This window comes from Bradyrhizobium icense (assembly GCF_001693385.1).
In the GTDB taxonomy this organism is placed as follows: Bacteria; Pseudomonadota; Alphaproteobacteria; order Rhizobiales; family Xanthobacteraceae; genus Bradyrhizobium; species Bradyrhizobium icense.
The window spans coordinates 992227-1010819 of the sequence record NZ_CP016428.1; the positions used below are offsets into that span (position 1 = coordinate 992227).

19 protein-coding genes and 1 tRNA gene are annotated in these 18593 nt (G+C 61.7%); 12 read left to right on the forward strand and 8 right to left on the reverse strand.

Annotated elements, in window-relative coordinates; all coding sequences use genetic code 11:
* Window positions 1–63: 63 nt before the first annotated feature.
* On the forward strand, window positions 64–720 hold the full coding sequence (locus tag LMTR13_RS04760; protein WP_156795432.1) for a 3'-5' exonuclease: 657 nt from the start codon (window positions 64–66) through the stop codon (window positions 718–720).
* On the forward strand, window positions 704–1720 hold the full coding sequence (locus tag LMTR13_RS04765) for a hypothetical protein (RefSeq protein WP_065726889.1): 1017 nt from the start codon (window positions 704–706) through the stop codon (window positions 1718–1720). Before LMTR13_RS04760 ends, LMTR13_RS04765 begins: the two co-directional genes overlap by 17 nt.
* 63 nt (window positions 1721–1783) lie before the next feature.
* On the opposite strand, the gene LMTR13_RS04770 is transcribed toward LMTR13_RS04765, so the two are convergent.
* Window positions 1784–2020 carry a hypothetical protein gene (locus LMTR13_RS04770; protein WP_065732426.1) on the reverse strand — a complete coding sequence of 79 codons (237 nt, stop codon included), beginning with the start codon at window positions 2018–2020 and terminating at the stop codon, window positions 1784–1786.
* Between the two features lie 144 nt (window positions 2021–2164).
* Between LMTR13_RS04770 and LMTR13_RS04775 the strand changes: the two genes are divergently transcribed.
* Window positions 2165–3511: an MFS transporter gene (locus LMTR13_RS04775; protein ID WP_065726890.1), complete on the forward strand. Its 1347-nt coding sequence runs from the start codon at window positions 2165–2167 to the stop codon at window positions 3509–3511.
* A gap of 27 nt (window positions 3512–3538) precedes the next feature.
* Here LMTR13_RS04775 and LMTR13_RS04780 read toward each other — a convergent pair whose 3' ends face one another.
* Window positions 3539–5116 (reverse strand): glycosyl hydrolase family 79 N-terminal domain-containing protein, encoded by a 1578-nt coding sequence (locus LMTR13_RS04780; RefSeq protein ID WP_236843278.1) that lies wholly within the window; start codon window positions 5114–5116, stop codon window positions 3539–3541.
* Between the two features lie 256 nt (window positions 5117–5372).
* Between LMTR13_RS04780 and LMTR13_RS04785 the strand changes: the two genes are divergently transcribed.
* Window positions 5373–6164 carry a lytic murein transglycosylase gene (locus LMTR13_RS04785; protein WP_065726892.1) on the forward strand — a complete coding sequence of 264 codons (792 nt, stop codon included), beginning with the start codon at window positions 5373–5375 and terminating at the stop codon, window positions 6162–6164.
* 34 nt (window positions 6165–6198) lie between these two features.
* On the opposite strand, the gene LMTR13_RS04790 is transcribed toward LMTR13_RS04785, so the two are convergent.
* Window positions 6199–6720: a hypothetical protein gene (locus LMTR13_RS04790; protein ID WP_065726893.1), complete on the reverse strand. Its 522-nt coding sequence runs from the start codon at window positions 6718–6720 to the stop codon at window positions 6199–6201.
* Window positions 6721–6876: 156 nt separating this feature from the next.
* Between LMTR13_RS04790 and LMTR13_RS04795 the strand changes: the two genes are divergently transcribed.
* The gene (locus tag LMTR13_RS04795; RefSeq protein ID WP_065726894.1) at window positions 6877–7698 is read left to right on the forward strand and encodes a lytic murein transglycosylase; all 822 of its coding nucleotides are present in this window, start codon (window positions 6877–6879) and stop codon (window positions 7696–7698) included.
* 118 nt (window positions 7699–7816) lie between these two features.
* Here LMTR13_RS04795 and LMTR13_RS04800 read toward each other — a convergent pair whose 3' ends face one another.
* Entirely contained in the window at window positions 7817–8659 is an 843-nt protein-coding gene (locus tag LMTR13_RS04800; protein ID WP_065726895.1) for an SDR family NAD(P)-dependent oxidoreductase, read from the reverse strand.
* Between the two features lie 151 nt (window positions 8660–8810).
* Here LMTR13_RS04800 and LMTR13_RS04805 point away from each other — a divergent pair, with 151 nt between their 5' ends.
* From LMTR13_RS04805 to LMTR13_RS38655, 5 genes are all read left to right on the forward strand, one after another.
* Entirely contained in the window at window positions 8811–9212 is a 402-nt protein-coding gene (locus LMTR13_RS04805) for a response regulator (protein ID WP_065726896.1), read from the forward strand.
* A 48-nt stretch (window positions 9213–9260) separates the two neighbouring features.
* The gene (locus tag LMTR13_RS04810) at window positions 9261–9878 is read left to right on the forward strand and encodes a LysE family translocator (protein WP_065726897.1); all 618 of its coding nucleotides are present in this window, start codon (window positions 9261–9263) and stop codon (window positions 9876–9878) included.
* Between the two features lie 650 nt (window positions 9879–10528).
* Window positions 10529–11752, forward strand: coding sequence for a GGDEF domain-containing protein (locus LMTR13_RS04815; protein WP_065726898.1), 1224 nt, complete (start codon window positions 10529–10531; stop codon window positions 11750–11752).
* A gap of 36 nt (window positions 11753–11788) precedes the next feature.
* The gene (locus tag LMTR13_RS04820; protein ID WP_065726899.1) at window positions 11789–12412 is read left to right on the forward strand and encodes a peptidoglycan recognition protein family protein; all 624 of its coding nucleotides are present in this window, start codon (window positions 11789–11791) and stop codon (window positions 12410–12412) included.
* A 144-nt stretch (window positions 12413–12556) separates the two neighbouring features.
* A protein-coding gene (locus LMTR13_RS38655) for an IS630 family transposase (RefSeq protein WP_156795382.1) occupies window positions 12557–13518 on the forward strand; the annotation gives its coding sequence in 2 pieces (ribosomal slippage) (window positions 12557–12896 and window positions 12896–13518; 963 coding nt in all).
* Between the two features lie 170 nt (window positions 13519–13688).
* Here LMTR13_RS38655 and rpoH read toward each other — a convergent pair.
* Both rpoH and LMTR13_RS04840 read right to left on the reverse strand, forming a co-directional pair.
* Window positions 13689–14585: an RNA polymerase sigma factor RpoH gene (gene rpoH / locus LMTR13_RS04835; RefSeq protein ID WP_065726900.1), complete on the reverse strand. Its 897-nt coding sequence runs from the start codon at window positions 14583–14585 to the stop codon at window positions 13689–13691.
* A gap of 215 nt (window positions 14586–14800) precedes the next feature.
* Window positions 14801–15886, reverse strand: coding sequence for an RluA family pseudouridine synthase (locus LMTR13_RS04840; protein WP_418219753.1), 1086 nt, complete (start codon window positions 15884–15886; stop codon window positions 14801–14803).
* Here LMTR13_RS04840 and LMTR13_RS04845 point away from each other — a divergent pair.
* Entirely contained in the window at window positions 15885–16223 is a 339-nt protein-coding gene (locus tag LMTR13_RS04845) for a hypothetical protein (RefSeq protein WP_065726901.1), read from the forward strand. The genes LMTR13_RS04840 and LMTR13_RS04845 overlap by 2 nt on opposite strands.
* A 134-nt stretch (window positions 16224–16357) precedes the next feature.
* Window positions 16358–16432, forward strand: a tRNA-Glu gene (locus LMTR13_RS04850).
* Between the two features lie 3 nt (window positions 16433–16435).
* Here the strand turns inward: LMTR13_RS04850 and LMTR13_RS04855 are convergent.
* Window positions 16436–17542, reverse strand: a complete 1107-nt coding sequence (locus LMTR13_RS04855) for a tyrosine-type recombinase/integrase (protein WP_065732428.1) — start codon at window positions 17540–17542, stop codon at window positions 16436–16438.
* Window positions 17543–18335: 793 nt separating this feature from the next.
* Entirely contained in the window at window positions 18336–18548 is a 213-nt protein-coding gene (locus LMTR13_RS04865) for a helix-turn-helix transcriptional regulator (RefSeq protein WP_065726903.1), read from the reverse strand.
* Window positions 18549–18593: the final 45 nt, after the last annotated feature.

An 18593-nucleotide genomic window follows, 5' to 3' on the forward strand; every position in this document is an offset into this window, starting at 1 on the left:
AGCGGTTTCTTAATTGATCGTCCCTGACTTGAAGAAGGCTTACGAACAAGGTTAGGGTTGTCTATGCTGATTGGCGCCAAGAGCTTTCAAAATCGTGAAGAAGGGCATGCGGAGCGGCTCAGCGAGAACGCTTCGGATCTATATTTTTCGGCTGATGTTGAGACTGACGGACCTATTCCGGGACCATATTCCATTTTGTCGTTCGCGATTGTGTATGCTGGGTCGTTCGACGGGCACAAATTCGTGCGTCCGCAGGATTACAATCAAGTTTTCTACCGCGAGTTGAGGCCGATTTCCGATTCTTTCCAGCAGGAAGCTTTGGATGTAAACGGGCTTGATCGCGATCGGCTGTGCGCGGAAGGCGCCGCGCCTGAGTCAGCTATGACTGAGGCGTTCCATTGGATTACTGCGAATGCAAATGGCGCGAAGCCGGTACTGGTTGCATATCCGCTCAGTTTTGATTGGACTTGGTTGTATTGGTATTTCACAAATTTCTGTCCGAAGGGCTCTCCTTTCGACTATTCACGATGCTTTGATATAAAGACTGCACATGCGGTCAAGGCCGGGATACCGATATCGCGAGCCGGTCGTTCGAAACTTAATTCCTATTTGTCGTCCAAGCGGCAACACACCCATCATGCCGTTGACGACGCGATTGAGCAGGCGGAGATTTTCGCAAACATATTCGAGTGGGCGGGTGTTTATGAGCGAACTCGTTAGACGCCGGGACTATTCTGCCGAGATCATCCAAAAACTTCGAACTGAATTCGTTGGTGCCAGCAAGTTTGCCGCAGGTAAAGCATGCGTCTATGCGACGGGGTCGTTCGGCCGCTGGGAAGCCAGCGAACATAGCGACTTGGATCTATTTATTGCAGGAATGAGCGAGAGGGTTCCGCGCGCCGATAGTTCCGGCGAAGATTTCGGGCCGGCAAACATCCTCAATCATCTTGACGAAATCTGTGTACAAGCGGAACTCATCCAGCGATCTCGCAGTCTTGGATTTCCGGAGTTTTCTGGAGATGGCCGATATCTCGATCATCATTCCATCTATGAGTTTACCAACGCGCTCGGAACAGAAAAAGACGATGTAGCAAATACATTTACAGCGAGGCTTCTGTTATTGCTGGAGAGCAAGCCGCTTGTGGAAGACGGGATCTACGACGAGATCGTCAGGGGTGTCATCGATAGTTACTGGAGGGACTATCCGGATCACAACGCAACCTTCATGCCAGCATTTTTGGCGAATGATATTCTGAGAATTTGGCGAACCTTCTGTGTGAACTATGAAGCTAGGACTGAGCGAGAGCCTGAAGATAAGAAGGCTAGTGGGAAACTCAAGAACTACAAGTTAAAGCACAGCAGGATGCTAACCTGCTATTCCGCCCTCCTGTACCTGCTCGCAGTCTACAATTCAAAGAAATCCGTTGCGCCTTCCGATGCAGTTGCAATGACGAAGTTGACTCCAACCGGACGATTGGAGTGGCTTCAAGACAACGTCGCTCCAAAGGAAGCAAAGGGCACGCTCGTCAACCTTTTAGGCCACTATGATCGATTTTTGGAGACGACCAACTTTAAGGAAGAAGATCTGATCCAGAAATTCTTGGATAAGGAATTGCGCCACAAATATGCGGCAGCAGCTCATGAATTCGGTGATTCAATGTTTGAAGCGTTGGAGATAATAGGAGCGAGAAGTCCGTTCCATCGACTTTTGGTCGTCTAGGCCTTTGACTTGCCGACTTAGATAGCGATCAAGTCGGCCCTGACCGTCCAGATGCGCGGCGTCTTATTTCTTCTTCGCCCCAACCCGACTGATGCTCTTGATCTTGAGCTGCGGGCGGCCGGATTTCTCGGCGATCTCGCGATCCTGCTCCATGATGTAGCCGCGTGCCGGCTCGTCGCCGTCAAGCCCGCCGAGCAGTTCGGCAGGCACGCGTCGGTTGGAGCGCTGCGAGTCGTCTTCATAGACGACATTGAAAAAGGCGAATTCGCCTTTGGGATTGGTTCCGGGTTTTTTGGCCATGGGCGGCTTGTCGTCGATAGGACCGTCGCTGTCAATCGCCATCGCTCCGCGCCGGTTTTGCCTTGCGGGACGCCGGCGACGCGATTGTCTATGACCACTTTGCCGACATACTGTTCGCCTGAAACAAGGGGAAGGGCATTGGTGATGCCGGCAGCTTGCAACACCAAGAGTGATCTCCGACCGGTGCTGATGGCCTGCTGCCTTGCCATGCTGGCGGTGGGGGACAACAGCACGGCGATCATGGCGGCGCTGCCCGAAATGAGAGCTGGCCTGCAACTTGGTCCGGCGGAAGTCGAATGGGTAGTCAATGCCTATCTGCTCACCGCAGCGATATTCATAATCGTCGGCGGCGGCGCGGCGGATCAGCTTGGGGCGCAAAGATCCTCGGTTGCGGGCATCGCCCTGTTCGCCCTCGCCTCGCTGATCATTGCGCTTGCACCAGCCGGATTCGTGGTGGTCGGGGCTCGTGCGCTGCAGGGGCTGGGGGCTGCGTTCGCCGTGGCCGGCACGCTTGCCGCAGTGACCGAAGCTGCGCCCGACGCGCGGCGGGCGGAGGCGATCGGGGCATGGACCGGCTTCCTGATGCTCGGCTTCAGCATCGGTCCGCTGATTGGCGGCGCCGTGACGCATTACGCGGGCTGGCGCTTTATCTTCTGGCTGAACGTCGTCGCCATGGTGCCCGCAGCGCTGATGCTGTTGCGGCATCCCGGAGCGGAAGGCCGCCGCTCGGTTTCGATGGACTGGGTGGGCCTTGGCATTCTCGCGGTCTTCATGGTGACGTTGATAACGGGATTGCAGGCGTTAGCGCATGTTCGAGTCAATCCGCAAGCCGCAATCGTCCCGCTCGCGCTGGCAGTGATTTCGTTTCTTGGATTGATCCGGACCGAGACGCGGCGCTCTTATCCGCTCGTCGATTTCGAACTGTTCTCGAACCGCAATTTCGCGGTCGCCGCTGGCCTCCTGTTCCTCGTGATGTTCGACATCATGACGCTGCTGCTCTACTACAATCTCTTTGCGCAATCCGCAGGCGGACTCGGCATGTCCGCCGTTGCTGCCGGCCTATCGCTGCTGCCGCTCTCGGTTGCGCTGTTTGCCTTCGCGCGAACGGCTCCTTCCATTGGAATACGGATCGGCGTGCGGCGCATGCTGACAGCTGGATCGCTCCTGCTTGCGCTCGGCTGCGCGATTATCTGGTCGTCGTTTCAGATCGAAGCGATATACACTGTTCTGATGCCAGGCCTCTTTATCGCCGGCGCTGGAATCGCGCTCATTTACGCTTCGGCACCGCGGCTCGGACTTGCAACGTTGCCCCAATCGCAGACGGGAAAAGGCTCCGGGCTACTGAATTCGTGCAGCTTTCTCGGCGGCACAGTCGGGGTGACGTTCGGGGGCATCGTCTTCGCGCTGAGTGGATTCTCCGGCGTGCTCGTGCTTCTCGGAGTTTCAGCGCTGGCCAGCGCGGTGCTCTGCCTTCGGCTGCGCGCGGATTGAAGCCCGCTGGACGGACCGGGCAACGATTCAATCGCATGCCGGATTTTTTGCGTCCGCGACCGTGAGGAAAGCGATCGTGGCAGGTCCGATCTCGATCGAACCCGGCGGCGATGTCACTGCGGCAAGCCGCGGAAGATCGTCATTCGGGCCGAGCTCCAAAACCGTTCCATTCAGCTTAACCGTGTCGCTCTGAAGATCGTCCGCCGAAAGCGTGTAACGCTCGCTCGCCGCAGGCAACCGCAGCATCGCGGTGGTCGTCCTGTCAGTATTGATGGCGAGCAGTGTGACGGCGCCGCGCGCGCCCCATCGGCAATGCGCGTAGAGGTGAATCCCCTCGTGCACGCCGGCGTCGAGAACGGTCGTGCCCATCAGCCTGCGCCACAGCAGCGCCGCCCAGTAGTTTGGCCGCGGCCGCAACGTCGTCTCCTCGAGCAGGCCGTAATCGCTGGCAGCCAGCGTATTGTGCGCCACGATCTGGACGGCAGCCCTGGCAAGCCGGCCGAGCTGATCGAGATATCGGAACGTATCGAGGAAAGTGGCGGCCCAGGGATTGCCGCCGCAGGCGGCCTCGGCGGTTTCGGTCAGCCACATCGGCTTACCAGGCGCAAACTCGCCCCTCAGCGATCGGTAAAACGCGAACGTTTGCTCTGTGCTCTTGAGCCACGCTTCCGAAAGCGCGGCCTCCGGCGTGGTCTGGCCCGGAATCCCGGAGCATCGCTGCGAGAGGGCGCCGTAGTGATGATAGGAAAACGCGTCGATGCCGGGGCCGGATGCGGCAAGCAGATCCCGCGTGCTGATGAATCCGGAGCTCGATTGCGACGCCATCGTCTCTCCGACCGAACCGGGACCCAGGACGATCACATCCGGTTCGCTGTCCCTGATGAACGCAACAAAGGCCTTGAAGTCCCGCCCGTAAGCCGCCGCATCATATCCCGTCGGCGCACCGCCCATGGCGGTCAGCGTCGGCTCATTCATGAACTCGGCGGCGGCAATTCTGCCACCGACGGATTTGGTGTAGTCGAACAAGTGCCGCGCCTGATCGCTCCGCCATCGACCTGCCGCGTCCCGGGCACCGCGGCTTATCGCCATCGAGGTCACGATCTCCGCGCCGGCCGCGCGGGCAAAGTCGATGACGCCTCTCCAGCGCTCGCGGCTCAGCACCGCGCGGAAGCCGTCAGGCGGCGGCGTCGGAGGCGTCGCATCGCTTCCGGCAAAGTAGGTGCTATTCGCCCAGGTGCCGCTGACGCGGATGTAGGCTGGAGCGAGAGCGGCAGCCAATGCGCGCAGCCGGCGGTTCGACAGGTCGATCGGCTCCCGATACGCGTAGAGATCAGGCTTTGCGCCCGCCGGGATATTTCCGGTGTTATCAGCGCCGCGATTTGGCGGCGCCGAGGCACTCGCTTTGTAAGGCTTCCAGAACCGTCCGCCGGTGACCTCGACCATTTCCACATTGTACGATTGAAAGCGCTCGTCGACGGTGCCGAGGCGGGGCAAGCGCGACGGATCGACGGAAGGCGTCGACACCTGGGCGGCTGCCTTGTGGCTTGCCGCGAGCGCGGCGATCACAATGCCAATTCCGACTTTGCAGCCACTGGATCTGGTCATAGCCATCGTCCTTGGGATGCGCCAAGGCGGGCGTCGGCCTACGCGTTGGCGCTACGGCGCCACCAATTCGACACACGGCGATTCAACGAACGGTCAGCGTATCGATCGATTCAAATTAGTCGCAATCATGGCCGTTTTCGAGATGGCTAAGGGATACAGATTCTGCCCATGCATCTGCCGCAACTCTCGAAGCGCGGCTGAGGACGTGCTAGAAACCGATGCGTACTTGCAGCGCTCTCTCAGGAATGGTCTTTCCATGCTCCGTATCGCATTTGCTTTCAGCGCCACTGTCGCATTGTTCGCATCGTTGAGCCCCCACGCCCACGCCGCCCAATGCGGCAGCTCCGCCGCCGGCTACGAATCCTGGAAGCAGCAATTCGCAGGCGAAGCCCGTGCAAAAGGCATCGGCGCCTCCACCATCCAGGCCTTGATGGCGACGAACTACGCGCAAACGACGATCAATGCCGACCGCGGCCAGCGCAGTTTCAGTCTCTCGCTCGATCAGTTTCTCGCCAAGCGCGGCGCCACCGCCATCGTTGCGAAGGGGAGGCGGCTCAAGCAATCGCAGGCGGCGCTGTTCGCTTCCATTCAGAGCCGCTATGGCGTGCCGCCGGGGCCGCTGCTCGCGATCTGGGGCATGGAAACCGGGTTCGGCAGCCAGCGCGGCAATCAGAACATGCTCGCCTCGATCGCGACGCTCGCCTATGACTGCCGGCGCTCAGCCTATTTCACCGAGCATCTCTACGCGGCGCTGCAATTGATCGATCGCGGCGCGCTCCCTGCCAGCCAGCGCGGCTCGATGCATGGCGAAGTCGGCCAGACGCAGTTCATGCCAAAAGCCATTCTGGCTTACGGTACCGGCAATCTCGAAAACGCGGCGAACGCGCTGATGTCGACCGCGAACTTTCTGCGGGCGCATGGCTGGCGCGCCGGTGCGGGCTATCAGCCGGGCGAGCCGAATTTTGCGGCGATCCAGGCCTGGAATGCCGCGGGCGTCTATCAGAAGGCGATCGCACTGATGGGCCGTCAGATCGACGGCGGGGAGTAGGGCCTCGCTGAGCGCAGGCGTAATTGGCCGCCGCCTATGCAGCGGAGGCCGTATCGATCGCGCCACGTCCTGCCTTCTGCTGGCTCGCGAGGATGTTCTGCCACAGCGCGGCAACGCTGCGCTGCGTCTCCGGCGCGATCAAGCAGTGTCCCTGGCTGTCGAACCCGCAGAACCTGGCGGAGGCATCGCCGCGGACGCGGGCGAAGGCCGCGTTGATTGCTTCCAAACATTCCATGACCTGTTCGACGTTCTGCAATCGGGTATGATAGAGGATGTCGATCAGGCGGAACGCCATCACCGGCGGCTGGCCGAACGAGATGCCCGGCCTTGCGAATTCGAAGAACACGTTGAACGCCGGCATCAGGCCCTGAATTTGCGCCAGCACGGCCGCCGCCTCCTCGGGATTGCAGGCAACGAGGTGCTCGGCTTGCGGATGCTGCGCCGCCGGCGCATCGGCCGCCAGGCCGAGCGAGGCAATGACTTGATGCTCGATCCATTGCCGAACCGGCACGGGAGCATTGCGGATCTGGTCCGTGGTCAGGGTTATTCCGATCATCGGGGCTCTCCTTTGGCGCCAATCCTAGGAAAACCGGGACGCGCCAATATTGACGCGGATCAAATGGCCCGCGCAAACCCGTCAAGCCTCGAACCGGGAAAGCGGACATGCTAGAAGGCGGGCCGATTTGCCCGTGCCCTCCAGGAATGCTTCCCCATGCTTTCATCCCGTTCTGCATTTGCCGCGCTATTCTGCGCGCTTGTCTCCCTGGTCCTTGCCAGTCCTTCCCACGCCGCCCGCTGCGGCGGCGATTTCAACACCTTCGTTTCCGCGATGGCGCAGGAAGCGCAGGCGGCCGGCGTGTCGCAAGCGGTGATCGGCCAGGCCTTTGCCGGCATCACGCAGGACCCGGCGGTGCTCGCTTTCGACCGCCGCCAGCGCGGCACCTTCAACAAGACGTTCGAGCAATATGTCTCCACCCGCGTCGGCCCCGGGCGCATCAACATCGGCCGGCAGATGCTGCAGCGGCACGCGTCACTGCTGGCGCGCATCGAACAGAAGTTCGGTGTGCCGCCGCAAATCATCGTCGCGATCTGGGGGCTGGAGTCGGACTACGGCAAGGGCGACATTGGCAAGATGCCGGTGATCCGCACGCTGATGACCATGGCCCATGATTGCCGCCGCACCGAATTGTTCCAGGGCGAACTCCTGGCCGCGCTGAAGATCGTGCAGCGCGGCGATCTTCCGCTGCGCGACCTGATCGGCGCCTTCGCCGGCGAGCTCGGCCAGACGCAATTCCTGCCGTCGTCCTACATCAAATACGGCGTCGATTTCGACGGCAACGGCCATGTCGATCTCCGCCACAGCGTGCCGGACGTGCTCGCCTCCACCGCGAACCTGCTGCATGTATCTGGCTTCAAGGCCGGCGCGCCGTATGGCGAGGGCACGGCGAATTTCGAAGCGATGCGGGAATGGAACAGGGCCACGATCTACCGCAAGACGATCGGCTACTTTGCGGACCGGCTGGTGGGACGCTAGCCACCGCTCTCCGTCATTCTTCGATGTGCAATAGTATGTGTTGCATTCCCGCTCCAGCAACGGCACCGGTGGTTATGGGTCCCTGCGTTCGCAGGGACGACGGCTGTTGTGCCATCGCTCACTTCGCCTGCGCGCCCATCTTCTCGATCCGTTTTGCCAACACCGCCCAATAGGTCGCCGGGCGAAACCGCTGCAGGAGGTCCATGAACTTGGCGTCGTTGCCGATCAGAATGCGCGGCTGGTTTTTCTCGATGCCGAGAATGATGCGTTGCGCCGCGGCCGGCGGCGTGGTCCTGGCGATCGTATCGAAACGCTCGATCGATTCGGCGCGGCGCGAATTGTCGGCGATGCCAGAGCCGGTGCGGGAGTTGCGCACGATGTTGGTCAGGACACCGCCGGGATGCACCACCGAGAGCTTCACCGGGCTGTTCGCCATCGCGAGTTCATGCCGCAGGCTTTCGGAGAATCCGCGCACCGCGAACTTCGCCGCGCAATAGGCGGTCTGGCCGGGCGGGGCGACGATGCCGAAGATCGAGGAGAGGTTGACGATATGCGCCTCGGGCCTCGTCGACAGATGCGGCAGGAACGCGCGCGTGCCGTGCACCACGCCCCAGAAATTGATGTTGATCAGCCACTCCATCTGCGCCTGGTCGACCTCGGCGAAGGCGCCGAGCAGGGCGACGCCGGCATTGTTGATGACGATGTTCAGCTCCGGATGCGCGCTGGTAGCCGCGTTGGCAAATTCCTGGATCTGCGCGGGCTCGCCGACATCGACGCGGTGGGTCGTTACCTTGCGCTTGTGTGCCTTTCCGATCTCGGCGGCCACCTGCTGCAGCCCGGCCTCGTCGCGGTCGGCGAGCGCGAGATCGCAGCCGCGCGCGGCCAGTTCCAGCGCCAGGGCACGGCCGATGCCGCTGGCGGCGCCGGTCACGGCGGCCGCGCTTCCAGATATCGCAGTCATGTCGGATCAGGCTCCTTGCAGGTCGAGGACGAGCGGGTTCCTGCAAACTTTCGCAAATTGGAACCGAACCATAAAGCGGTTTCCGCGCTTAGTGTCGAATACCCGACAAAGGCGGCATCGCCAGCCGACGCGATCCTGAGAGGAGGCTCATATGGGACAATCGAAACCCCATCGCGCAACCGCCCTGATTGTCGAAGACGACCCGATGCAGCGGAACATGATCTGCCTGCTGCTGGAGGAGAGCGAGGTCGATGTCATCGAATGCGAGAGCGCCGAGGCGGCCGAGCTGGTGCTGGAGCGCGCCGCCGGCAGTCTGGTTTTGATGATGACCGACGTGCAGCTTGCCGGCAACATGGACGGCGTCGAACTCGCGCACATCGCAAGGAAGTACAATCCCGAGATGGGCGTGATCGTCACCTCGGGCAAGCCGCTGCATCAGGAATTGCCCGATGGCGTGCTGTTCTGGGCCAAGCCCTGGGCGCCGCTCGACGTGATCCGCGAGGCGGAGCGCATGGTCTATGCAAGAGAGCACGGCGGCGAACAGCGTCCGTAAGCCGCCGCCCTGCTTTCGCGCCTGACGCCGCCGTGTTAATGGCAGGACATGACCCTGTCGTTCCTGCTGACCTCGCTGATCGTCGTCGCTTCCCCCGGCACCGGCGTGCTCTACACGCTGGCAGTGGCGCTGACGCTGGGCGCGCGGCCCGGTATCGCGGCGGCCTTCGGCTGCACCCTCGGTATCGTGCCGCATATGCTGGCCGCCATGCTCGGGCTCGCCGCCGTGCTGCACACCAGCGCTCTGGCGTTTGCCGCGCTGAAATGGTGCGGCGTGGCGTATCTGCTTTATATGGCCTGGCAGGCATTGCGCGAGACGGGTGCGCTTGCGATCGACACCCGCCCGGCAGCGCGGGCGCGCTCCAGCCGGCGCGTCATCGTCACCGCCGTCCTGGTCAACATCCTCAATCCAAAGCTCTCGATCTTCTTCCTCGCCTTCCTGCCGCAGTTCGTGGCGATCGACGAGCCGCATCCGTTAGGCCGCATGCTGGAATTGAGCGCAGCCTTCATGGCGATGACGTTTGCGGTGTTCGCGGCCTACGGCCTGTTCGCCGCCGCGGTGCGCGACCGCGTCATCACGCGGCCGAAAGCGATGGCCTGGCTGCGCCGCAGTTTCGCGGCGGGATTTGCCGCGCTCGGCGCCAAGCTGGCGTTGGCGGAGCGGTAGATTTTTCGCGCCGCCATCAGTGCAGCAACGGGATCCATATCGAGTTCGTAGCCGCAAATAAAAAGGCGGACCTTTGGCCCGCCATTCTCCAAAAATTCACCCGGAGTTGGGAGCCCGGGCGGAGCTGAGCACTCCACCCGGGCCGAAATTCACTTCTTCTTCGACTTCTTGGCCTTCTTGGCCTTCGCCTTTTTCGCCTTCTTCGCTTTCTTAGCCATAGTATCCTCTCAAGGTTTTCATGGATTGAAACGCGACACCGAGGCATGCTTGGCGGAGGGCCAGCCTCGCAACATCCTCGTGCACGATCCCAGCAGATTCGCAGGCCGATGCCGCGTGCCGTCATGGCGGTGTCATCACGTTATCCACAGTTGTTATGCGTTTTGATGCGATTTCTAGCCGAAACCAGCGTCGCCGCCGCCGTTCGCATGCGCGCGCATCATGCTTAACGATGTCCGAACGCGCGCGATCTTCATCAATTCAAAACCACGGTTTGGATTGGTCGGCGGCCGTCAGACTCCGTTAAGCGGCGCAGATGCACCTTGTCCCGTAAGACGACGGGGATCGTCGTGGGAGAAGGCGGGGCGCGCGGAAGTCCCAGGCGGCCGTTAGACAACAGGGGAGACGGGACGTGCACGCGTCCTGAGTTCGCGATGCTGAGCGTTCCAACGCTGTGGACGGTGTTCGTCATCAATTTTCTCGCGCTGGGCCTGATCTGGGCCTACGTCATGCGCTGCTATCCGTCGTTCGAAGCCGCGCGGTTCTGGACCGGCTCGGCATTCACAGCGGCGGCGGGCGCTGCGATGGCGATGCTGCGCGTAGTCTTCCCGGATTCTCTCGTGCCGTTGCTGTTCGCCGGCACCACGCTTGTACTGGCGATCTGCCTTGCCACGATGGGAATTCAGAAATTCTTCATCCGGCCCGTTTCGTGGCTTCACACCTCGTTGACCACCGGCTTTGGCTTTGTCGGTCTGTCCTTTTTCATTTTCGTCTACGATAGCGTGCCAGCGCGGATGACCGTCTTCACGATCGCCCAAGTGCTGCCGATGGCGATGGGCCTGAAGCTGTTGCTGACCCCGCATCAGGGTCGCATCAATCCGGGCGCCCGGCTGGCCGGAATCGTCACCATCATCATCATGATCATTTTGGCGGCTCGGTTGGTCGGCGCGGTCACCGGAATGGGCCCCAGCTTCTCCTACATGCATTTCACCCCGGCGCAGTCGGTCGTCATCCTGGTGCTGGTGTTCCTGTCGATGTCGCTGAATTTCGGCTTCCTGCTGATGGCAATGGACCGCCTGCGCAACGAGGTCGCGGAACTGGCACTGCTCGACGATCTCACCGGCGTCGGCAACCGCCGCCATCTGGTGCAGCGGCTCACGGAAGAATGCGCGCGCTCGGAGCGCAGCGGCCAGCCCTTCGCGCTGTTGGTAATCGATCTCGACGGCTTCAAGGGCATCAACGATACCTACGGTCACGCCGCCGGCGACGCCTGCCTGCAGCATTTCACCCTGATGGCGCAAACCCGGCTGCGGCCCGGCGACATGCTGGCACGCACCGGCGGCGACGAATTCTGCATCGTGTTGCCGTCCTCGACGCTGCGCGAGGGCGCGATGATCGCGCGCCGCGTGCTGGAAGTCTGCCGCGCGGATGCCGAACAATGCACCGGCAACGACATCCCGATCGCGGTCTCGATCGGCGTCGCGCAATGGACCCGCGAGATGGGCGGCTTCCCCGATCGCCTGATCGCTGCCGCCGACCATGCGCTCTACGACGCCAAGAAGGCGGGCCGGAACGGCTTTGCTGTCTACGATCCGGCGCCGCCGCTGGCGCCCGAACCCGAAACGGCATCGGACATGGCCCTGCGCAAGCGGGCGTGACCATGGTAATCAGGCCCGTCACCGGGGGCTTGAGACATGAATCTTCGTTTGCTCACGCTGGCGCTTGCCGCCCATGCACTTTCGGCTTCCGCCGCCGCGCAAACGCCCGATCTCGCCGCGATCTCGCGGTCGGCGGGCACGCCGGATATTCCCGGCTTGAAGATGGTCTGGCTGGCGCCATGGGGCGATCTCGCAAAGGCCCATCCCTGGCGCAACATCATCGTGCATCAGACCGAAGGGCCGGCCGGCTCCGCGCGCGGCGGCGCGCTGGCGCAATCGAAGAACCCGACCCGGCGCGGCGTCATGGTCTGGGTCGAGACCGACGGCACGGTGTACTGGGCAGTCGGCGAACATCTCGTTCCTACCCATGGCGACGGCGCCAACCGCAACGACAACAGATACATCGACAACGGGTCGACCTATCGCCAGGTGGTCGGCAGCAATTCGGTCGGCGTCGAATTCGCCGGCAATTATCCGGACGTGACGCGGGGCCCGACGGATGCGCAAATCGCGGCGTGGCGTATTCTGGTGAAGGTGCTGCGCGCGCGTTACGGCATTCCGCTCGATCGCGTCTATGCGCACAACTGGATCGACTACAAGGACGCCCGCTATTGCGAGGGCTGCGCCCTGGCAAAGATGGCGCGGGAGTGGGGTGAGTAGGGGCGGGCTTCATCAACACGTCGTCCTCGCGAACGCGAGGACCCATAACCACTAGAGCGTTGGCCCATCTGACTGAATCGTCGGGGATTCACAAATCAGCGTTTTAGTGATTCAAGCTGGTCGCCGGACTGGAGGCCGGCGGGCATGGCGAAACCGCTGTCGATGGATCTGCGCGAACGTGTGCTGGCCTGTATTGGAGGCGGCGTTTCAGGCCGGCAGGCTGCTGAGCGATTTGGCGTCAGCGCGGCGAGCGTAAGCCGCTGGCGAACGCGCGAGCGGGAGCAAGGCGATGCCCAGCCGAGAGCTCAGGGCGGCGATCGCAAGTCCCACCGGATTGATGCCCATCATGCGACGATCGTGGCTCTGCTCAAGGCCTCACCCGACATCACCATCGAGGAATTGCGTGATAGCTTGAGCAAACAAGGCTTGTCCTTTGGTTATGGCACGATCCGACGCTTCTTCGAGCGGCACAAGATCACGCGTAAAAAAAGACCGCCCATGCCACAGAGCAAGATCGCCCGGATGTCTTGACGCGACGCCAGGCCTGGCGCGAGAGCCAGGGCAAGCTCGACCGGGATCGGCTCGTCTTCATCGACGAGACCTGGGCATCGACCAACATGGCGCGAACACATGGTCGATGTCTGCGCGGAGAACGCCTGCGGGCCAGCGTTCCTCACGGCCACTGGAAAACAACAACCTGCGTCGCCGCCCTCACCACGCGCGGCATCATCGCGCCCTGGGTGCTCGATGGTCCCATCAATCGCGATGCCTTTGAAACCTACATCGAAAAGGTGCTCGTCCCCGAGCTCCCGGACGACGCTATTGTCATCATGGACAACCTCTCCAGCCACAAAGGGCCCCGCATACGTGAGATGATCGAGGCAGCTGGCGCGACGCTTCTCTACCTTCCGCCCTACAGCCCCGACTTCAACCCGATCGAAAACGCCTTCGCCAAGCTCAAAGCAAGCTTGCGAAAGGCCGCCGAACGCACCGTCGGCGGCCTTTGGGATGCTATCGGGCGCACCGTCGACACCTACACGCCAGCAGAATCCACAAACTACTTCACCGCCGCCGGCTACTTGCAACCTGATAGGCTAACGCTCTAATGTTTGTTGTTGCGGCGCGGACGACGGACATCGCCCTTCTCACATCCGCCGCGGCGTATGGGCCCCTGCGGTTCGCAGGGACGACAGCGATATTGGTGCAGCAGCACGCACCTCCAAAACAAAAAGCCGGCGTTGCCGCCGGCTTTCGTCAACTGATACCTCTGCCGCGATTAGTGCGCGGCTTCGAGTTCGGCTTCCTGTCGGGCAATCGTGCCCTTGACGGCCGACTGCACCTTTTCGAACGCGCGGACCTCGATCTGCCGCACGCGTTCGCGCGAGACGCCGAATTCGGCGGCGAGGTCTTCCAGCGTCATCGGCTCTTCCGCCAGGCGCCGCGCCTCGAAGATGCGGCGTTCGCGCGGGTTGAGCACGCCGATGGCGCCGTTCAGCGCCCGACGGCGATGATCGAACTCCTCGTGCTCGGCCATCACGGCTTCCTGGTTGGGCGAGTTATCGACCAGCCAGTCCTGCCATTCGCCGGCTTCGCCGTCGTCGCGGATCGGCGCGTTGAGCGACGCATCGCCGCCGAGACGGCGGTTCATGTCGATCACGTCCTGATCCGTCACGCCGAGGCGCTTGGCAATCAGCTTCACCTGATCGGGGTGGAGATCACCCTCGTCCAGCGCGGAGATCTTGCTCTTCGCCTTGCGCAGGTTGAAGAACAGCTTCTTCTGGTTCGCGGTGGTTCCCATTTTCACGAGCGACCACGAACGCAGAATGTACTCTTGAATCGAGGCCTTGATCCACCACATGGCGTAGGTGGCGAGACGAAAACCCTTCTCGGGCTCGAATCGCTTGACCGCCTGCATCAGGCCGACATTGCCCTCTGAGACGACCTCAGAGATCGGCAAGCCGTAGCCGCGATAGCCCATGGCGATCTTGGCCACGAGCCGGAGATGGCTGGTGACAAGGTGATGCGCCGCGTCGCGATCGTCATGCTCGCGCCAGCGTTTGGCGAGCATGTATTCCTGCTGGGGTTCCAGCATCGGAAATTTGCGAATCTCGGCGAGGTATCTAGAGAGACCGGATTCTCCATTGAGAACCGGCAACGTAGCTGTACGGGCCATTTGAGCGCCCTCCAGTGGTTCAGGCCCCCGATAGCGGCGGGCCCGGCAGGTGATCGCTGTGTTAAAGCCAATCACGCTGCGATGTTCCGCGTTGGATATTCAACGCATATGCAACATAGCAAAAAACGAACAAATAGGGAAGGAATGCTGACGTCACGTCCCCGTGTGGCAGATGTAACCTATTGGTATAGCTTAAGTTTCCTGAAAAGCCTGCGTCATAGGGCCGCTTCCAGGGCGCTCTGCAGGAGGATGAGATCCTCCGGCAGGGGCGCTTCCCAATGCAGAAGTTCTCCCGTCCGGGGGTGCTCCAGGGCGAGCAGATAGGCGTGCAGAGCCTGCCGGCCGAGGGCGGCCAGCGCCGCCTGGCCCTCGGGGCCAAGGCGGCCGGCCTTGGTCTTGAAGTGCGGGCCATAGACGGCATCGCCCATCAAGGGGTGGCCGATATGGGCAAGATGCACCCGGATCTGATGGGTCCGTCCGGTCTCGAGCTGGCAGGCGAGGAGGGAAGCGACCGGCTTGCCGTCGCGTCCCTGATAGGCCGCCTGCAATTCCCAATGGGTGACGGCCTCGCGGCCGCTTTGGCGCACCGCCATTTTTTCGCGTGCATAGGGATGCCGGTCGATTGGGGCTGCGACCGTGCCGCGCTGGCGGTTGGGTACGCCCCAGATGAAGGCCATGTAGCCGCGCTGCATCGGACCGGTGCGGCCGTGATCGGAAAATTGCGCGGTCAGCGATTGATGGGCGTGGTCGTTCTTGGCGACCACCATCAGGCCCGTCGTGTCCTTGTCGAGCCGGTGCACGATGCCCGGACGGCGTACGCCGCCAATGCCGGAAAGGCTGGCGCCGCAATGCGCGATCAAGGCATTTACCAGCGTGCCGCTTTCGTGGCCGGCGGCCGGATGCACGACCAGCCCCTTCGGCTTGTCGATGACGATGATGTCGTCGTCCTCATAGACGATGTCGAGCGCGATATCTTCGCCCAAGGGCTCCGGCGCCGCGGCTTCGGGGACGTCGATTGTGATCGTATCCCCGCGCGCGACATGATAAGCGGGGTCGCGGATGGGGGTGCCCCGGGCGGTGACGGAGCCGGCCAGGATCAGCGCTTTCAGCCGCGAGCGCGACAGTTCCGGGCGGAGCACCGCGAGCACGCGGTCGAGGCGGGGTGATCCCTCTACGCCGCCGACGGTAACCTCCAGCCTTTGACCGCTATTTGATGATCCCTGTTCCTTCATGTTTGACGCATGATCCTGATCGAAAACCGGTTTCCACTTTTCCGGATCATGCTCTAAAGAGTCCTGCATGACCGATACCGTTGCGCCCGAACCGACCCCCGAGCAGGCCGCGCTGATTGCGCGGGTGCGGCGGATGATGCTGATCGCGGGCCTGACCTCGGCCCTTGCGGTGGCCGTGGTCCTGATCGCCGTCGGGTACCGTCTTTACCGCGGCGAGGGAAGCCCCACACCGGGCACGACGGACATCACGGAAACCCTACCCAAGGGCGCCCGCATCGTCTCGACCGCGGTCGCCGGCGATCGGCTGGTGCTGACGCTGGATATAAGCGGGGTGACCGAAATCCGCAGTTTCGACGCCAAGACGCTGAAACCCGCCGGAAAGCTCAGATTCGTGAGCGAACCCTGACGCCTGCGCGATCGGCCCAAAATGCCCCCGGGCCGGCCCAGGGGATGCCAGGCAACAGATTTACCCAACCGTGCGAGGGCCTTCAGACTTGCCTTGCCCACCGCACATTTCGCGGCTATTCCCTGAGGCCGTACGCTCTCTTCGTCTAGCGGTTAGGACGCGGCCCTCTCAAGGCTGAAACAGGGGTTCGATTCCCCTAGGGAGCGCCAGCCTCACTCCTTTCGATCTGATTTTCCTCTCGTTTTTGGCGTTTTCCCCAAACCCACGGAAGTGGTTTGGGCAATCCTGTTCGCCTTGTGTCCTTCAAGCTTGATCACTGCGTCTTCGGCGAGGCCCGCCTGATCAGCCTCTTCCGTATAGCGCTCAGCTTCAGCAAGTGTCGTGTGTCCGAGGACAGACATGATCATCTTGGCCGTTGCGCCGGCTTCGGCGAGCAAACGTCCGGCGGCTTTCCGAAGCCCATGCGGCTTGCAATCGAGAGGCAGTCCGGCCTCCGAGATAGCGTCCCGCATCCATCCACTAAAACCATCGACCGTGAAGGACTTGCCGTAAGCAGTCGTAATGATCACGACGTGTTGCATGTCATAAGCGTCGAGCGCTTCAACGGTGTCCCGATGCAACGGGATGAGAAGCTCGCGCCCGGTCTTCTGCTGCTTTATCCTGATCTTCCGTTCTGGCGTGATGTGCGTCTGCGCCATCCGTACTACGTCAGAGCGGCGCTGACCCAAATTGAGGAAAAGGTGAAATGCCGTGCGCTGCTTGGTGCCAAGCGGCCAGCGCTTTTTGAATTGCTCAATTTCGTCATCGGTCCATGATCGAATTTTTTTGATCTTCGGCCGCTTGATTCCCAATGACGGATCATGCTTCAGCCATCCGATGTTGATCGCGTGACGGATCAGGATCCGAAGCTTCTTCAGAGTATCGAGTGCCGCACCGGGGCGATCCGCATAGGGCTGAAGAATGCCAGTAACGATGCGCTCGCGCGAGAGCCCGGCAACGGTGCGATGACCGTGTTCGGTGCGGAGCGTCTCAAGGCGGCTAATGTAGCCCGTCTTGCTCGTATCACGGAGGCCAATGTATTCGGCGCTCCTCATGTAGGACGCAATGAGCGCAGCAATGGTGCCTGGCGCGGCCGGTGCAAGCCGATCTCGAACCGGCGCGGACTGGCCTAGCAGTGCGGCTTGGTAGGCCGCCATGAATTCCTCGCTTGTGGGATCGTTCGGCAAACGAACACGAGGTCCTTTGCCGCGACGAAACGATAGATATGTATGGCCCTTGACTTGATTGCGCTCAACGTGAGGTGGCAGCTTGCGGGGCATCGACATCACTCCACGTTTCGTCAACGCGAGTATTATTGCCATCTGAAGGCAACTGATCAATGGCGATGTCAAGCTGACGCACGTCCCATGCTCGCCGTCGCTCTCCGAGCAATCTAGCTCGGGGCATTTGGCCGCTCTTCACCATCTCGTCGAACGTGTTGGGTGACACGCAGATGTAGGCGGCAGCAGCCTCGCGACTGATGAGACGGGGCGCAAGTGATAGCGGTAGCGCTGTCTGCCGTGGCATCGCTGTGCCCTGTGCCGGGCGATATCCATTCCGCCGATCTATGAATATCGAACAGCATGAAACTGCTTGGCCGGCACAAGCAAGGGCGTGTGCTCCGTTCGGAGACACCTGCGTGCAATGGCGTACAAATCGGATGGTGAGCACGGTACAATGCGAAGCAGCTCGTTCAGCTTCAATATTTCTCGCCGATGAAAGTCGGGCCCTCATCAAAAGCGGCGTGAAGGAACGGCAAACTAGAATTTCCGCGGATTCGTATGGCCCGAACCTGCAACCAGACCGTTGTGAGCGGCAAAATGTCGGAAGGCTTGGTTGATTTTGCTGCGATTTCGTTTGCATTCGGCGCCGCGCGCTCCGTTGCCTCTCCGTTTCGGATCGGAACCGCGACCGCGCCCCCAATCCGCCTTTGTCTGCATGAAGAGCCCAAACCGGGGCGGCGTCAGGCCGTCAAGGCCGAAGCCGCGAAGCGGGGGCGCGACAGCGCCAGCCTTTACGGCCTGATGCCGGTCCGGTTCGCTGTCATCAGGCAGCAAGCGACGACAGACCTCGTCAGCCCGCATCTGACTCGTGCTTCGGGCGCCATGCGACGGGATCGGCAATCCAGCGGTTGATGTCGGATTCATGCCAGCCGCTCCCGTTGACGCTGATCTTGATCTGCGGCGGGAACGTGCCCTCGGCGATCTTGCGGTAGAGGGTGGACCGGGACAGCCCGGTCCGGGCGAGGACGGTCTTCAGGCGGATGATACGGTCCGGTTGGCGCATGGCCGCGTTGCCTCCTGCTGGCTAATTCTGACGGCTTCTGAGACC

What these genes read in the sequence shown, in the direction of transcription:
- LMTR13_RS04760 (WP_156795432.1), top strand. Translation starts at nt 64, where the DNA reads ATGCTGATTGGCGCCAAGAGCTTTCAAAATCGTGAAGAAGGGCATGCG.
- LMTR13_RS04765 (WP_065726889.1), top strand. Translation starts at nt 704, where the DNA reads ATGAGCGAACTCGTTAGACGCCGGGACTATTCTGCCGAGATCATCCAA.
- LMTR13_RS04770 (WP_065732426.1), bottom strand. Translation starts at nt 2,020, where the DNA reads ATGGCCAAAAAACCCGGAACCAATCCCAAAGGCGAATTCGCCTTTTTC.
- LMTR13_RS04775 (WP_065726890.1), top strand. Translation starts at nt 2,165, where the DNA reads ATGCCGGCAGCTTGCAACACCAAGAGTGATCTCCGACCGGTGCTGATG.
- LMTR13_RS04780 (WP_236843278.1), bottom strand. Translation starts at nt 5,116, where the DNA reads ATGACCAGATCCAGTGGCTGCAAAGTCGGAATTGGCATTGTGATCGCC.
- LMTR13_RS04785 (WP_065726892.1), top strand. Translation starts at nt 5,373, where the DNA reads ATGCTCCGTATCGCATTTGCTTTCAGCGCCACTGTCGCATTGTTCGCA.
- LMTR13_RS04790 (WP_065726893.1), bottom strand. Translation starts at nt 6,720, where the DNA reads ATGATCGGAATAACCCTGACCACGGACCAGATCCGCAATGCTCCCGTG.
- LMTR13_RS04795 (WP_065726894.1), top strand. Translation starts at nt 6,877, where the DNA reads ATGCTTTCATCCCGTTCTGCATTTGCCGCGCTATTCTGCGCGCTTGTC.
- LMTR13_RS04800 (WP_065726895.1), bottom strand. Translation starts at nt 8,659, where the DNA reads ATGACTGCGATATCTGGAAGCGCGGCCGCCGTGACCGGCGCCGCCAGC.
- LMTR13_RS04805 (WP_065726896.1), top strand. Translation starts at nt 8,811, where the DNA reads ATGGGACAATCGAAACCCCATCGCGCAACCGCCCTGATTGTCGAAGAC.
- LMTR13_RS04810 (WP_065726897.1), top strand. Translation starts at nt 9,261, where the DNA reads ATGACCCTGTCGTTCCTGCTGACCTCGCTGATCGTCGTCGCTTCCCCC.
- LMTR13_RS04815 (WP_065726898.1), top strand. Translation starts at nt 10,529, where the DNA reads ATGCTGAGCGTTCCAACGCTGTGGACGGTGTTCGTCATCAATTTTCTC.
- LMTR13_RS04820 (WP_065726899.1), top strand. Translation starts at nt 11,789, where the DNA reads ATGAATCTTCGTTTGCTCACGCTGGCGCTTGCCGCCCATGCACTTTCG.
- rpoH (WP_065726900.1), bottom strand. Translation starts at nt 14,585, where the DNA reads ATGGCCCGTACAGCTACGTTGCCGGTTCTCAATGGAGAATCCGGTCTC.
- LMTR13_RS04845 (WP_065726901.1), top strand. Translation starts at nt 15,885, where the DNA reads ATGACCGATACCGTTGCGCCCGAACCGACCCCCGAGCAGGCCGCGCTG.
- LMTR13_RS04840 (WP_418219753.1), bottom strand. Translation starts at nt 15,886, where the DNA reads ATGCAGGACTCTTTAGAGCATGATCCGGAAAAGTGGAAACCGGTTTTC.
- LMTR13_RS04855 (WP_065732428.1), bottom strand. Translation starts at nt 17,542, where the DNA reads ATGCCCCGCAAGCTGCCACCTCACGTTGAGCGCAATCAAGTCAAGGGC.
- LMTR13_RS04865 (WP_065726903.1), bottom strand. Translation starts at nt 18,548, where the DNA reads ATGCGCCAACCGGACCGTATCATCCGCCTGAAGACCGTCCTCGCCCGG.